General features: G+C 30.1%; 23 protein-coding genes. 22 read left to right on the top strand and 1 reads right to left on the bottom strand.

What is annotated here, in order from left to right; all coding sequences use genetic code 11:
* Positions 1-101 precede the first annotated feature (101 nt).
* The 7 genes from NSS71_RS08390 (at position 102) to NSS71_RS08360 (ending at position 4,289) form a co-directional block, all read left to right on the top strand.
* Entirely contained in the window at positions 102-419 is a 318-nt protein-coding gene (locus NSS71_RS08390) for a hypothetical protein (protein ID WP_341151509.1), read from the top strand.
* A 411-nt stretch (positions 420-830) separates the two neighbouring features.
* The gene (locus NSS71_RS08385) at positions 831-1,835 is read left to right on the top strand and encodes a hypothetical protein (protein WP_341151508.1); all 1,005 of its coding nucleotides are present in this window, start codon (positions 831-833) and stop codon (positions 1,833-1,835) included.
* A gap of 135 nt (positions 1,836-1,970) precedes the next feature.
* Positions 1,971-2,147: a hypothetical protein gene (locus NSS71_RS08380; RefSeq protein WP_341151507.1), complete on the top strand. Its 177-nt coding sequence runs from the start codon at positions 1,971-1,973 to the stop codon at positions 2,145-2,147.
* 15 nt (positions 2,148-2,162) lie between these two features.
* The gene (locus NSS71_RS08375) at positions 2,163-2,336 is read left to right on the top strand and encodes a hypothetical protein (protein ID WP_341151506.1); all 174 of its coding nucleotides are present in this window, start codon (positions 2,163-2,165) and stop codon (positions 2,334-2,336) included.
* Between the two features lie 236 nt (positions 2,337-2,572).
* Positions 2,573-2,839, top strand: coding sequence for a hypothetical protein (locus NSS71_RS08370; protein WP_341151505.1), 267 nt, complete (start codon positions 2,573-2,575; stop codon positions 2,837-2,839).
* Positions 2,840-2,881: 42 nt separating this feature from the next.
* Positions 2,882-3,745 carry a macro domain-containing protein gene (locus NSS71_RS08365; RefSeq protein WP_341151504.1) on the top strand — a complete coding sequence of 288 codons (864 nt, stop codon included), beginning with the start codon at positions 2,882-2,884 and terminating at the stop codon, positions 3,743-3,745.
* Entirely contained in the window at positions 3,735-4,289 is a 555-nt protein-coding gene (locus NSS71_RS08360; RefSeq protein WP_341151503.1) for a TIR domain-containing protein, read from the top strand. Before NSS71_RS08365 ends, NSS71_RS08360 begins: the two co-directional genes overlap by 11 nt.
* A gap of 119 nt (positions 4,290-4,408) precedes the next feature.
* Here the strand turns inward: NSS71_RS08360 and NSS71_RS08355 are convergent, their stop codons facing one another.
* Positions 4,409-4,600, bottom strand: coding sequence for a hypothetical protein (locus NSS71_RS08355; RefSeq protein WP_341151502.1), 192 nt, complete (start codon positions 4,598-4,600; stop codon positions 4,409-4,411).
* 158 nt (positions 4,601-4,758) lie between these two features.
* Here NSS71_RS08355 and NSS71_RS08350 point away from each other — a divergent pair, with 158 nt between their 5' ends.
* The 15 genes from NSS71_RS08350 (at position 4,759) to NSS71_RS08280 (ending at position 12,436) form a co-directional block, all read left to right on the top strand.
* Positions 4,759-5,412 (top strand): helix-turn-helix domain-containing protein, encoded by a 654-nt coding sequence (locus tag NSS71_RS08350; RefSeq protein WP_341151501.1) that lies wholly within the window; start codon positions 4,759-4,761, stop codon positions 5,410-5,412.
* A gap of 357 nt (positions 5,413-5,769) precedes the next feature.
* Positions 5,770-6,906 carry an AimR family lysis-lysogeny pheromone receptor gene (locus NSS71_RS08345; RefSeq protein ID WP_341151500.1) on the top strand — a complete coding sequence of 379 codons (1,137 nt, stop codon included), beginning with the start codon at positions 5,770-5,772 and terminating at the stop codon, positions 6,904-6,906.
* Positions 6,907-6,938: 32 nt separating this feature from the next.
* Positions 6,939-7,094, top strand: a complete 156-nt coding sequence (locus NSS71_RS08340; protein ID WP_341151499.1) for a hypothetical protein — start codon at positions 6,939-6,941, stop codon at positions 7,092-7,094.
* A 151-nt stretch (positions 7,095-7,245) separates the two neighbouring features.
* Positions 7,246-7,449, top strand: a complete 204-nt coding sequence (locus tag NSS71_RS08335; RefSeq protein ID WP_341151498.1) for a hypothetical protein — start codon at positions 7,246-7,248, stop codon at positions 7,447-7,449.
* A gap of 92 nt (positions 7,450-7,541) precedes the next feature.
* The gene (locus NSS71_RS08330; RefSeq protein ID WP_341151497.1) at positions 7,542-7,715 is read left to right on the top strand and encodes a hypothetical protein; all 174 of its coding nucleotides are present in this window, start codon (positions 7,542-7,544) and stop codon (positions 7,713-7,715) included.
* Between the two features lie 124 nt (positions 7,716-7,839).
* Positions 7,840-8,385 carry a hypothetical protein gene (locus NSS71_RS08325; protein ID WP_341151496.1) on the top strand — a complete coding sequence of 182 codons (546 nt, stop codon included), beginning with the start codon at positions 7,840-7,842 and terminating at the stop codon, positions 8,383-8,385.
* Between the two features lie 335 nt (positions 8,386-8,720).
* Positions 8,721-9,002, top strand: coding sequence for a hypothetical protein (locus NSS71_RS08320; protein WP_341151495.1), 282 nt, complete (start codon positions 8,721-8,723; stop codon positions 9,000-9,002).
* A 3-nt stretch (positions 9,003-9,005) separates the two neighbouring features.
* Positions 9,006-9,209: a hypothetical protein gene (locus tag NSS71_RS08315; protein ID WP_341151494.1), complete on the top strand. Its 204-nt coding sequence runs from the start codon at positions 9,006-9,008 to the stop codon at positions 9,207-9,209.
* A gap of 39 nt (positions 9,210-9,248) precedes the next feature.
* Complete coding sequence (locus NSS71_RS08310) at positions 9,249-9,521, top strand: hypothetical protein (protein ID WP_341151493.1); 273 nt, start codon at positions 9,249-9,251, stop codon at positions 9,519-9,521.
* 150 nt (positions 9,522-9,671) lie between these two features.
* Positions 9,672-10,901 carry a DNA polymerase IV gene (locus NSS71_RS08305; RefSeq protein WP_341151492.1) on the top strand — a complete coding sequence of 410 codons (1,230 nt, stop codon included), beginning with the start codon at positions 9,672-9,674 and terminating at the stop codon, positions 10,899-10,901.
* An 18-nt stretch (positions 10,902-10,919) separates the two neighbouring features.
* The gene (locus NSS71_RS08300; RefSeq protein WP_341151491.1) at positions 10,920-11,261 is read left to right on the top strand and encodes a YolD-like family protein; all 342 of its coding nucleotides are present in this window, start codon (positions 10,920-10,922) and stop codon (positions 11,259-11,261) included.
* Positions 11,262-11,348: 87 nt separating this feature from the next.
* The gene (locus NSS71_RS08295; protein WP_341151490.1) at positions 11,349-11,627 is read left to right on the top strand and encodes a hypothetical protein; all 279 of its coding nucleotides are present in this window, start codon (positions 11,349-11,351) and stop codon (positions 11,625-11,627) included.
* Positions 11,628-11,676: 49 nt separating this feature from the next.
* Positions 11,677-11,853: a hypothetical protein gene (locus NSS71_RS08290; protein WP_341151489.1), complete on the top strand. Its 177-nt coding sequence runs from the start codon at positions 11,677-11,679 to the stop codon at positions 11,851-11,853.
* A 34-nt stretch (positions 11,854-11,887) separates the two neighbouring features.
* Positions 11,888-12,046, top strand: coding sequence for a hypothetical protein (locus NSS71_RS08285; RefSeq protein WP_341151488.1), 159 nt, complete (start codon positions 11,888-11,890; stop codon positions 12,044-12,046).
* A gap of 165 nt (positions 12,047-12,211) precedes the next feature.
* Positions 12,212-12,436, top strand: coding sequence for a hypothetical protein (locus tag NSS71_RS08280; protein ID WP_341151487.1), 225 nt, complete (start codon positions 12,212-12,214; stop codon positions 12,434-12,436).
* Positions 12,437-12,453: the final 17 nt, after the last annotated feature.

Genomic DNA, 12,453 nt, shown 5'->3' with positions numbered 1-12,453 from the left:
TACTAAGAGCGCTCTTGTAATTATATTAGCATATATTGTAAAATACTAGTAGATATTTTTAAAAAAAAGTGTGGAGTATTTAAAAGAAGGAGGGATATTCTATGAGAGTTATTTATAGTGTATTAAGAGAAATTGATAAAGGTGAATCTTTACCGACTGCAGAAGACTATGGTTTTAAGCAGAGAGAATTTGAAAATTTTATATTTGATTTGGAAAAAGGAGGATATGTTGAAAGAGTACTTAGAATGGATACGTTTTTCTCTTTGAAGCCAGCGAGATTAACCAAAAAGGGACATGATCTTGTAGAGGAATACAAGGAGCTAGAGAAGTCTTACCCGAAAAACAAGAAAGATATTATTAAGTGGATACAAGTTGATAAAGAAATGTACTCTAATGACGCTGAGGAAGAAGACTATTAATCTATAAAAATAATTTATGAGGCTGGGAAGATAACAATTAAAACAGGGATTTCATAGTGTGAGAAATGATATAAATCTAAAAAAAGAAAAGAGAGAATTATGCTGACTGAAAAATACAACCTTAATCAAGCAACTTTAGATTTTATGAAAGAGTTAACTAAAACAATTGAAACCAGTAAGGTTATGACTAATAAGGAACTAATTGAGATGTTCAATCAATCGAGATTCTATAATCCTGTAGTTGAAAATTATTATACTACATCTAGACAAAAGTCCATATGGTTTGCTATACATAGATTAAGTGATTGCTGGAAGAAGTTAGGAAGAGGACAATACCAAAGAATTTAGCCCATAAAAGGGCTATTTATTTTGAAAATAATGGTATAATGACGGGGAATAGGAGATGATGAAATGAGTCTTAAAAGTGTTTTGAACGGTAAAAACGAGTATGACAAAGAATTTCAAAGAATTATTAGAGAAATTATACCTAAGAAAGTAGATTTCAAAACGTTATCAGGTAAAGCAGCATTTTCCAACGAATATAGTTCGATAGTAAAATATCAGCTATCTAAATCAACAAATAGTGCAATTATTGGTACGGCGTTCGACTACTTAGCTAGAGTATTGACGTATAGGTATATAGACTTCACAAACAAAAGAGCATTAGACGGTTTAATTGCTAAAAGAGGACTTGAGAATTTAGAGAGATTTATTATAAAAGATAACTCTAGAGCCAAGAGAAGATTAAATAAAAGTTATAAAAAGGGAATAGCATCTATGCTTAAATTTATTAAAGGAAAAAAAGAAGTTGAGGAAATAATATCTGCTGCATGTTTATTTGCAAAGTTGGAATTATATCAAAGATCCGCTTATCCTCCTACAGAAATTGAGAATTATTTAATTAGAAATCATAATGACGAAGAGGTAATTATGGATTTAATTAAACTGTGTAAAGTTTATGAGGAAAGATTTTTAGTTAGAAGCGTAATTTCTCCTAGTAGTACGGTAATAGCAAATCCTTCTTTCGGAATAGGTTCTGCATTAGTTGGAGGTGCAGATGCAGATATAATTATTGATAATACTCTCTATGATTTTAAGACAACTAATAAGAATGGTTATAATTGGAAAGAAATTGCACAAGTATTTAGTTATGCCTTGTTTCATAACATCGCTAAGAGATGCGAGGATACCCTTTACTTATATAAAGAAATAGAAATTAATAGAATTGCTTTATATCATGGTAGATTTGGAGAAATTGAATATTTCGATTTGAATAATATTGATAAAGAGACTTTAAAAAAAGCAGAGAATGAGATTATTAAGAATCAGTTGAAAAATCCTTCCGTAGTAGTGAATTTGACAAGAAACAATATCGATATAAAAAGATTGAAATTTACTGAGTATGTAAAGGGGTAGATAGCTATCTCTTTTATTTTTTCATATAATTTCCATATTAACACTTGTTTAAATATAAATAAATTGATATAATATTATCTAATTAGAAGAAAACTTCATAGAGTTGTCACCATTTTTTAATGGGAGTGGAAGGATATGATTAAAGGTAGTCGAGTTGTAGTAACGAGTGAGAATAGCTTATTTGAAGCATATAAAGGTGTTGTTTTGAAAAGAGATCGATTTTATATTCATGTGCAGCTAGATGATCATCCATTTGTTGAGAAGTTTGTAGAAGACGAATTAATGGTAATTGATGAAGTAGAAATCCATTAAAGAAAAGGAGACTCTATGAGCAGAATATTTCAATGTTATGCGGATAGTGATTATATTGTCGATTTAAATGAAATCGTCATCGCTAAGACAGATGAAGAAGCAAGAAGTAAATTTGAAGAGTTACTAAGTAAATTGAATTTGTGTTTTGGAGAGATTCATGTAATTGAATTAGAAATAGCCCTAGAATAAGGGCTATGGATACATATTATATACTCTTAGTCATACCACATTGGCGACATTTTCTATAGAGTTTACCATTTTTTATCGAGTTCTCAAAATGAGAATTGTTACAGTGGTCACATCTGCCTGCACTTTTGTCAGGATACTCACTATAATCATAAATTTTATCTTTATCAAATTGTTCCATTGTATCACCTACTGAAGTTAATAGGGTAATCATAGCAGAAATTAAGGAGGAGTAATAGATGTTAGCGGACATTAATAATATTAATTACATTAAAAATATAAATAAATTTCATATCGTGGTTGAGTATTCTCGGCTTCCTATTGAGACATTTGATACAGAGGATGAAGCTCAAGACTTCATAAGAGGTTATTTAAGTGGGTTAGAGTTAACTGAGTCTATGAGATTAGGAAAATATTTTAGACTTTGTGTTGAGTTTGATATAAAGGATGGAGTAAAATATTACAGAGTAAGTGAATTTATGGAAACTATATATAAAAATAGCTAAATTGAGAGGGGAAATCGATATGAAAGAAAAGGGATTGATATAATGAAAAATAAGAAGGTTAAACAACTATTAAGTAAGTGGAGCTATTGGCAAAAAGCTCTATCAGTTCCTATGGTGATAATTACTTTTATTTCTACGATTTTATCATTTATTGATATGGACTCAAAGTATAAATTATACATTCTATTAACTTTGATTTTTTTAACAGTAGTATATTTTATTTTCTTTGTAAGATTTACTTCAAAACTTGAAAGTATAACTCTTAACATAGAAGGATCTTTATTAGAAGTTTCCGAAGGAGATATTTTTAATCAGGATAATGATAATTTTAAAGTTATAGGGTTTAATGAATTTTTTGATACCCAAGTAGATGACGAGATTATTTCTTCTAATTCATTACATGGTCAATATTTACTAAAAAAATACCCTACTAAGGAAAATATTAAATCGTTTAATAGAAGAGTAAGAAATGATTTGAGATTTCAAATGCAAGTTAAAGATAAAGGTGTAACACGTCCTTTAGGTGGAAATACCACTCGCTATGAATTAGGAAGCATATTTAAAGATCAAGATTATTTTTTGGTTTCTTTCTCAAAATTTAATGATAAAAATGAAGCTAATTTAAAGTTAACTGAGTATGCTAATTGCTTATTAAAATTTTGGGACGAAGTGAATTCTTTATACAATAGACAAACTGTTGTACTCCCCCTACTCGGTTCAGGTATTACTAGACACAAAGATTTTGTAGCAACAAACCAAGAGTTATTAGATGTGATAATATGGACATTTAAAATTAGTAAAGTGAAGTTTAGAGAACCCTCTAAAGTTAAAATCTTAATTCATAATAGCCAACTTGAAACTATTAATTTTTATAAACTAAAGGAGTTTGAAACTAATGGCATATAGAAATGGCACATATGTAGCATTTAATGGTATGGGAACTACAGATCCTACTAAAAGCGATATGAAATTCTATGGACTATTGCAAAGTTGGGACGGACAAAACAATATGGATTTTAAGTTTAACGATAGTCATAAAAAAACGTATAGTGTGTACGATACTAGTTCGATTAATACTTTAAAGGATAGATTACAAGAAAGATTCAGATCATCTAAAAATATGTTATTAATAGTTTCTGAATTTACGAGTGTTAATAGAGGAATGCTTAATTGGGAAATTGAACAAGCGGTTGACGTGTATCGACTTCCGATAATAGTTTGCTACACAGGATATGAAAGTATTCTAAACCCGAATAGTCATGTGAAAAAGCTACCGAAGTCACTAATAGAAAGGATACAAAATAGCAGTGTAAAAGCAATACACATTCCATTTAGAAAAATAGCAATTAGCACTGCAATAAACCAATTTAGTATTGTAAACAATCAATATCCGAGAGGTTCATATACGCATTATACTAAAGAAACATATGAAAGATGGAAGGGAAAATAAATGAGACATTTTATTCCATAAAAAGAAGAGTAGAATAAACATCTACTCTAATGATATAATATAAGCATTCAATAATTACACTAGTCCCATTTGATAGCTGCAACTATCTATGGGATTTTTTATTCTTCTTCATTGTAGATATGTAAGTTAACAATGTCCAATAAAGGTAACTCAGCTTGTAAACCAGTGCATGTTTCAAAGTGCAAAGTCGCTTTGGCGAATAAATTTTCATCTAATTCTTCCATAGCTTCTAATGAATCCTTAAACATTTTTGTGTAGAAAATCCCTTTAAATTCACCATATAACTTCATGCTTCTTTCCCCTCCTTATATAATCTTAGTGTCATGTGTCGAAACACAAGACTTTATAAGTTTAAGATTATATTAATCTGTGTATTTTGTCAACACGATTATTTTTAATGTGTTGTATTTTAACACAAAATAGTATAATATTAATACAGGTGATGGAAATGAGTAATAAATTAGGTGAATTTATTAGATCAGTTAGGCTTGAAAAAGATATTTCATTGAGAAAACTAGCTGAAATATCAGATGTTAGTTTTTCTCATTTAAGTAAGGTTGAAAGAGGAGATCATGTTCCTTCTAAAGATATAATAGAAAAACTTTCTGCTTCATTAGAAGTCTCAGAATACGATTTATTAATATTAGCTGGATACCAAACTGAAGCAGAAACTCGATTTTGGATAGAGGTATTTGAAGAAACCATATCGGACGAACGTTATTTTAAGTTCATCAAGGATTTACGTATCTTTTCTGAAGTCGATATGAGTGTGGAAGCTATAAAATTTAGAAATGAATATATGCATGGATCTAACATGAGTGATGAACAAAGAGAAATTATTTCTGAGTATTTCTTTGCGGTAGCTAGTAGAACAGAAAGAAAACCAATTAAACATTCTAATAGATTAGTAAGTGAAGTAAAAGAAGAAATTGGTGAAGAATATTTGAAATGGATTGAACTTGCAGATAAGCTCAGCAAAAAAGGATACACGCCTGAATCTGTTATGTATAGACTAGAAGAGTTAGATGAAATAGAAACAGATTTAAGTAATTTACTTATAAAAATTAGAATTAAAGACGCTAAGAAAAAGGGTATATGGTGATATAGGGCGGAGGATTAATTTCCTCCAAAGAATTATAAAATTAAATATAAATAAATTAACAAAAAACTATTGACGTTTAAATATAAATAAATTACAATAATTACATAAGTTGATTAATTATTTGAAAGAGGAATTGAGATGGACGAGATAAATATATTGGTCTTATCCCTTAAGAGAAAAACAACGGAATGATTGCATCATAAAAGGGTTGAAAGTAGAATTTTTGCCCAATTACATATAAAACAGTATAAGGGAAAAGTGCGGAATTAGTTATTTAGTAACAAATGGTGTACCTGTATATAGTCTGGTAAATATAGTAAAATATTCTTAGAATTCTTAAAAAGAACGAGGGTGGAAATGATGAAAAGTTTGAAGCAAAGAATGTTAAACGATATCGAAGCTACTAGAGGAATGGCTACTAAAATGGCTAAACTTGCAGGTTACGCCACTGCTAATAAATTTACAACTATGTTAAAAAAAGAAGATGGTGACATCGAAAAGTTTGGTGGATTCGTAAGAGTAGTCCATGAAATGTATCCGGAAGAAAAGTTCACTTACATGGAAGAGTTTGCTAAGACATTGAACCCAAACAGAATAACGGCAAGGTTTATGCTGGAGTATCTTACTTTGTATAGGTTAGAAAACGCAAGAGATGAATTATTACTTGACATGGAGAAATGTAATAATGAAGAAAGTAAAGAGTGGGCTTTCGTATACGGCATGGATATTAAGTTGACAAGGGGAGATATTCGAGTATCCGATGTAGTATCTAGTTTAAGTCAACGCTCTTATGGATCAGTTGAAATGTCTATTTACTCAGAGATTGTTAAATTCTATGCTTATTATGATATGAGAAACATCTACATGATGAATAATACTTATGATGACCTTAAAGAGAAAATTAAAAATATATCTAATGAGTATGTTAGAAGTAATTATTACGCCAGAGTATTTTTGATTGAAGCAGATATAACTTTACATACAAATAAAATTGGTCAACTAAGAGAAAAGTTATTCGTTATGGAAAATTCTCTTGACCCAATTAAATCATTAGCATATTTACAAATAGGCAATTCATATATGTTTTCTAATTATGACAAAGCAAGAGAGTGTTATCTAAAAGGTATGGATTGTGCTACAGAAAAATCCGAGGTGGAATTAAAGAAAAGCATAAACTTTTTAGCTATTTTATGGGATAAATTCGAAGACTGTATTGAGGATAATGATAGAGCGAATAAGCTGTTTTATTACGCTAAGAAAAATAAAAGTATGGGTATTAACTTAAGTGAGAAGGTTAACATGGAAGAATTAAACGATCATCAAAAGGGATTCCACTATTATTATCTTGGCTTATTACTGGAAGATGAAAACATGTTCTACTTATCAATCGAATCTTTTAATAATGTAGATGAGTGTTTTTATAAACAATTACCTTTAAACGAATTAAAGAAAGTATGCAATAATCCATATTTATTGAAAGCATTAGGAGCATAAATACTTCATTTTTGAAAGGAGGTGAAAAAATAATGAAGAAAATTACTAAAGTTTTACTAGCAACATGTGTAGTCCTTGCAATAGGTTTTGGAGTCGTAAAAACAACAGATGTGGAAAAGAAAGCTAATTTAGAAATCACAACTGGAACAGCTGATGTTAAAGATCCAGGTGGTGGCGGTCGTCCATAAGCGAACTCATAATTACATATTTTCTTGATTTAAACTGTGGTGTTATCCTAATTAAAGGGTAACACCATTTGTATTTTAACCGAAAGATACCGGTAATAAGAAAAGAGACAATCGGTACTAAATACAAATAAACTCAAAGGGGATAATGAAAATGAAAGAAAAATATACATTAGCAAGATTACAAGCAGCTTACTTAGCAATTACACTTAGAAAGGAACAAACAAAGGGTATTGGAGTTTGTTTACATTGCTGGCAAAGTGGATGTGACTGTGAAAACAATGGAGATATAAAGAGCGATCCGTTTATCAACTTAACTGAAGAGCATACACTCAGTACGTATCTGGTTGCTAATTGATGTTTGTTTTAAAAATAAATAAATTAACACTTTACACTTCCGTCTCATAATGATAAACTTTAATTAAGAGATAAGTCGGAGGTGTATTTGGGTTGTCGAATATAATTAATTTGAACGATAGAAGAATAGAAAAAATGTATATAGATTTTTATAAACATGGAGGACTTGATCTTAGATTAGATAATGTACCTTATAGCAAAATTAATGGAAAAGTTGTTAGAATCAGAAAAGATTCATCTGCTTTTCTTTATAAAACTGCTAGATAAAATACTCATTCACTTTACATATATTCGAATTCATAATCATAATAATAAATTGAAAATTATACAAATAGTTATTGCTTAAATATAAATAAATTGTTAGAATATAATTAAGTTAAAGGTGAAGTGAGTGAAATTGCTTCATTTTTTAGTATATTCGTATAGACAGGAGGACAGTTATTTAATTGTATTAAAGATAAATAAATTAACGAAGGAGAAAGAATGGGGAAAAGATATGGTAGAAACAACATTAGATAAGGAGTTTTTAATCAAGTTAATTCAGAATAATACATCTTGGTCAGAGAGCCTACTTAGAGGATTAAAGGAAGAAAGTTTACAAGAAATATATGAATACATAGAATCTGGTGTAGTAATAGGTAAGGCTAAACTTACAATGAATGATCAAAGGTATCAAGTGGTATTCAGAATACCAAAGCAGATAGCAACGGAAATGAATGTAAGTTATGGAGATTGGTTTGGAGTTAAGTTAAATATTGATACGCAAGAAGTAGCATTTGATAAACATGGGAAGAAATTGTTGAAATTAGGTAAGGGTAATAAATTATTACTACCAAGTACATTAATGAGTAAGAATCTATTAAGACCGAAAGATGATGTGTTAGTTAGAGTGGATGGGGACAGAATCATAATAAAGTCATTTACAAATTATCAATAAGTTATACATATAATATAAATAAATTATAAAAATTAACAAGAGAATAATTGGATAATTTAGCAGTAGCATTATAAAAGATTCGTTTTAAAGGAAGGAGAATAGTATTGATAAGACCGGTCAGACAAGAGATAGGTATTTTATTTAGCAAGTTAGATTCATTCTATGGGGAAATATATAGCTTTAAAAATAATTTAGATGAAGTTAGAGAATTTATGTACGGGTTAAAACATCAGGACTGCTTAAAACTCTTGAAAATTGATGGATGGAAAGTTCTAAATTACAGTATGAATAGATGGGTCATGAATAGAGATATAAGTTGATGAGGAGGAGTTCATATGTCGTTTCAAAGTGAACATGAAATTATTATAGATAAATTAGCAGATATCAGAGATTTATTTGATGAATCAGACATGGAAGCAGAAGGTCATGGGATGGAGGATTCTATTGCAAGTCCTTACGCTGTAGCTTGTTATGCTGAAAGTAAGATGAAGAGATTGATAGCGGAAGTAGCATATTTAAAAAGAGAAAATGAGTTTCTATACGGGACGTTAACTCAGATTTCTGATGTTATTGAAAAGGGAAGGTATCGTAACAGTACATTATATTATGGAGGATAATTCATGAAATATAAATACGGCGTTTTAGAAGGAATAGTTCATAAAGAATACGGCACAGTTTATAGGTTTCTTGATGAAAAAGGAAAGGTTACTAATTTCGATTTTGGAATGAATCTGATTGATTGTTTAAATATATTAGGGAAATATAGATGGGAATTAAAATTACAGAATAATAGAAATGACTATATCCTTGTGAAAGAAATTTAAATTAAAGTACCAGTTTTAAAGTGAAGGAGATGAGGAACTATGAAAGGATTAAATTTTAATGTTACTTTGAGCAAAGAACAAATTGATGAGATTGCAGATGTAACTGCAGATAAGGTACTACTTACAAAACAAAATAGGCATGATACAGAAGAGTGGAATAGAAGTGAAATTAAAAGCTTAAAAGCACAAATTTCTCATAGGGATAAGATGATTGTTGAAAGAGAAGTAACTATAGAAAGGCTGAAAACACTAGCTAACAAAATTAGGAAAGAGCTTGAATTATACAAAGAAAAATATGGGGATATAAATTGAAATTAAATTAAATCATATGTTTGTCAATATAAGAAAGGTTACTTTTTCACGGTTTCCAAAAGGGATATTTAGGAATAATTATTTTATTGAATATCGAACGTATATTCGTATATAATAAGAAGAACAAATGTTCTTTAAGGAGACAAAAGCATGAAAGAAAAAGTGATATTCCTTGTAGATATGGAATCATTTTATGCGACAGTAGAAAAAGTTACTAATAATCAATATAAGGATAAACCGTTAGTTGTAGCCGGTGATCCGAAAAAAAGAAGTGGGATAATCTTAGCAGCATGTCCGTTAGCAAAAAAATTTGGAATTAAAACTGCTGAGCCATTAGGAGAAGCGATAAAAAAGTGTCCTGAAGTAGTGGTTGTAAAACCTCATATGCAAAGATACATTGATGTATCAATTGTAATCAGTAGCATTATGGAAAGATACACGGATATGATCGAACCATTTTCAATTGACGAGCAATTTATGGATGTTACAGGTAGTCAAAAACTGTTTGGATCTCGATATGAAATAGCAAAATTGGTACAAGAATCTATTTTTAATGAAACAGGAGTTAGAGCAAGGATTGGAATTGGAAAAAATAAAATTTTAGCTAAACTTGCTTGTGATAACTTCGCCAAAAAGAATCCAGAAGGAATATTTGAAATTAGGGAAGACAATTTACATATGCTATGGGAACTTCCTATCGGAAAAATGTTTGGTGTAGGAAGTAGAATGGAGAAGCATTTGCAAGGAATGGGTATTTTTAAAATCGGAACACTAGCTAATTTTCCTTTAGAGATACTAAAGAAGAGATGGGGAATAAACGGAGAAGTATTATGGCAAACGGCAAATGGGATAGATTATTCTCCAGTTAAAGTGACAACACATTCTAAGCAAAAAGCAATAGGGCATCATATGACTTTGCCAAGAGACTATGAAACGGCTGATGAAATTAAAATAATACTTTTGGAATTAAGTACCGAAGTTGCTAGAAGGTGTAGAGCTAAAGGATATTTAGGAACGACAATAACTTGTAGCATAAGAGGTGCTGATTTTGATTTCCCAACAGGATTTTATAGACAGATGACATTAACCTTTCCGACTAATTATGATTTAGATATCTTCAACGGTGTATATAAACTATTCTTGGATAACTGGGATAGACGACCTATTAGAAGTGTCGGAGTATCAATAACAAATCTACAACAAGATGAAGAGTATCAGATTGACTTATTTAATGATTATTTGCCAAAAGAAAATCTAAATATTGCAATAGATAAAGTTTGGAATAAGTATGGAAGAACTGCTCTTTTTCGAGCATCTTCACTAACTAAAGCAGGGCAAGCAACTGAAAGAGCGAAGAAAATAGGCGGACATTATAAGTAAAAAAGGGTGGTAATTATCATGGCTAGTAAATTGACTAAAGGTGCAAATTTAAGATGGGAATCGAGTAGAATGATGCTACCTGAACATGTAGAACAGTTTAATCAATATAACAGAAGTAAAACGAAAATAACTAAGCCGATTGTTGATGAGCAAAAACTTGAAGAGATAAACAATGTTTTGCAAATTGCAATAGAAGATTATACGCCTGTGTGTATTGAGGTGTTTAAACACGGTAAGATACAAGAATTTCGTTGCTACATCAATAAATTCGATAATATTACGAAAAAATTGCATATTACCAACGAAGAGGGAAAAATCAAAGTGGATTTAGAAGAGGTAGTCGATATCAATCTTAGTTGAAGAGTGAGATTGATATCTCACTTCTAAATTAATAAAAATAAATTGAAGATAAAATGATCCTAATACTAGGAATTAGGAGGTTAGGAAATGAGTTTAAATAGGTTTTCAAAAGAAGAAATGGATGATATCTTAATTAAATTTGATAACTACGAGATAAAGTTTACGAATCACCTACTAGGAGATGAATACTTCTATTTTATGGATGAGAATGGTTTAGTGGTTTATTATGATTTAATAAATTCTCAAGTTATAGATAAATATCGAAATGAGTATACATCATTCATAACTGAATATGAGAGTAAACTAAATAAGAGAATTGAAGAAATTGTATTGAAAGCTGATAAAGATTGTTGCGACTTTCATTAAAAAGTAACTTTTAATACATAAATAGATTATAAGAAAAGGGTGTCTAGGTATGCTTATTGATGGATCGGAATTAAGGAAATGTTGGAATTGTGAGAAGTTTACATATAAGATCAGTTTATCTTTCGAAACAGCCATTTGCTCTGAAGAGTGCGATAATCAAAAATGGAAAGAATACGAGGAAGAATTAAAAAGAATGAATGATGATGGTTTATTTATTGATATATAAAATAAAAGACCGATTTTAAAGGAGGATAGAGAATTTGACTGTACATGTCTTAGTAAAAATAACTGATTCTTGTAAAATAGAGACTAATGTTATTTCAGAGGAAGAAGACAATTGGGAAGGGGTATATAGAGAATTAACTTCTAATGGATGGAAGCACTCATGTACTAGAAAATTTGAAATAGGGGGAATTTAGTGGAAGAAAAACATATCTATCCAAATTGTAACATCGAAATGAAGTTAAATTACCAAATCGGATTGGGACGAAAGAGGTCAAATATTCGTACCTAGTATAGAATGTGATATTGGTTCATTGGGATGGGAAGTTGATTGGAAAGAAGATTAAAGAGAGGTGGTTAGCGTGATTACAAAATTAATTAAAGGGTCAGAAGGAAATGTAAAAGCATATGCCTTTAGATTCTTAGGAAAGTCGTGGATTGTGGCTGTCTCAGAAACTAAATGGCATTCGGGTGAAAAGTATAAGCGCACTCCAGTTTGGATGTCGAATTTAGGAGGCACTATCCCTGCGTTGTTTATCTGGAAAGTAGCAATTGGTTTTGATAATAGAAAACAGATAAAAAAGTAATTTTAATAGGTTAGGAG

Source organism: Niallia sp. FSL W8-0951, assembly GCF_038006525.1.
Classification (GTDB): domain Bacteria; phylum Bacillota; class Bacilli; order Bacillales; family Cytobacillaceae; genus Niallia; species Niallia circulans.
Note: the sequence above shows the minus strand (reverse complement) of the source record. Positions and strands in the feature narration are given on the sequence as shown.

Bases quoted from the DNA above. Each gene is read 5' to 3' on its own strand.
- NSS71_RS08355 (WP_341151502.1), bottom strand. From the start codon at position 4,600: ATGAAGTTATATGGTGAATTTAAAGGGATTTTCTACACAAAAATGTTT.
- NSS71_RS08315 (WP_341151494.1), top strand. From the start codon at position 9,006: ATGAAATATAAATACGGCGTTTTAGAAGGAATAGTTCATAAAGAATAC.
- NSS71_RS08365 (WP_341151504.1), top strand. From the start codon at position 2,882: ATGAAAAATAAGAAGGTTAAACAACTATTAAGTAAGTGGAGCTATTGG.
- NSS71_RS08350 (WP_341151501.1), top strand. From the start codon at position 4,759: ATGAGTAATAAATTAGGTGAATTTATTAGATCAGTTAGGCTTGAAAAA.
- NSS71_RS08340 (WP_341151499.1), top strand. From the start codon at position 6,939: ATGAAGAAAATTACTAAAGTTTTACTAGCAACATGTGTAGTCCTTGCA.
- NSS71_RS08360 (WP_341151503.1), top strand. From the start codon at position 3,735: ATGGCATATAGAAATGGCACATATGTAGCATTTAATGGTATGGGAACT.
- NSS71_RS08375 (WP_341151506.1), top strand. From the start codon at position 2,163: ATGAGCAGAATATTTCAATGTTATGCGGATAGTGATTATATTGTCGAT.
- NSS71_RS08295 (WP_341151490.1), top strand. From the start codon at position 11,349: ATGAGTTTAAATAGGTTTTCAAAAGAAGAAATGGATGATATCTTAATT.
- NSS71_RS08370 (WP_341151505.1), top strand. From the start codon at position 2,573: ATGTTAGCGGACATTAATAATATTAATTACATTAAAAATATAAATAAA.
- NSS71_RS08320 (WP_341151495.1), top strand. From the start codon at position 8,721: ATGTCGTTTCAAAGTGAACATGAAATTATTATAGATAAATTAGCAGAT.
- NSS71_RS08380 (WP_341151507.1), top strand. From the start codon at position 1,971: ATGATTAAAGGTAGTCGAGTTGTAGTAACGAGTGAGAATAGCTTATTT.
- NSS71_RS08335 (WP_341151498.1), top strand. From the start codon at position 7,246: ATGAAAGAAAAATATACATTAGCAAGATTACAAGCAGCTTACTTAGCA.
- NSS71_RS08345 (WP_341151500.1), top strand. From the start codon at position 5,770: ATGATGAAAAGTTTGAAGCAAAGAATGTTAAACGATATCGAAGCTACT.
- NSS71_RS08290 (WP_341151489.1), top strand. From the start codon at position 11,677: ATGCTTATTGATGGATCGGAATTAAGGAAATGTTGGAATTGTGAGAAG.
- NSS71_RS08305 (WP_341151492.1), top strand. From the start codon at position 9,672: ATGAAAGAAAAAGTGATATTCCTTGTAGATATGGAATCATTTTATGCG.
- NSS71_RS08310 (WP_341151493.1), top strand. From the start codon at position 9,249: ATGAAAGGATTAAATTTTAATGTTACTTTGAGCAAAGAACAAATTGAT.
- NSS71_RS08385 (WP_341151508.1), top strand. From the start codon at position 831: ATGAGTCTTAAAAGTGTTTTGAACGGTAAAAACGAGTATGACAAAGAA.
- NSS71_RS08300 (WP_341151491.1), top strand. From the start codon at position 10,920: ATGGCTAGTAAATTGACTAAAGGTGCAAATTTAAGATGGGAATCGAGT.
- NSS71_RS08390 (WP_341151509.1), top strand. From the start codon at position 102: ATGAGAGTTATTTATAGTGTATTAAGAGAAATTGATAAAGGTGAATCT.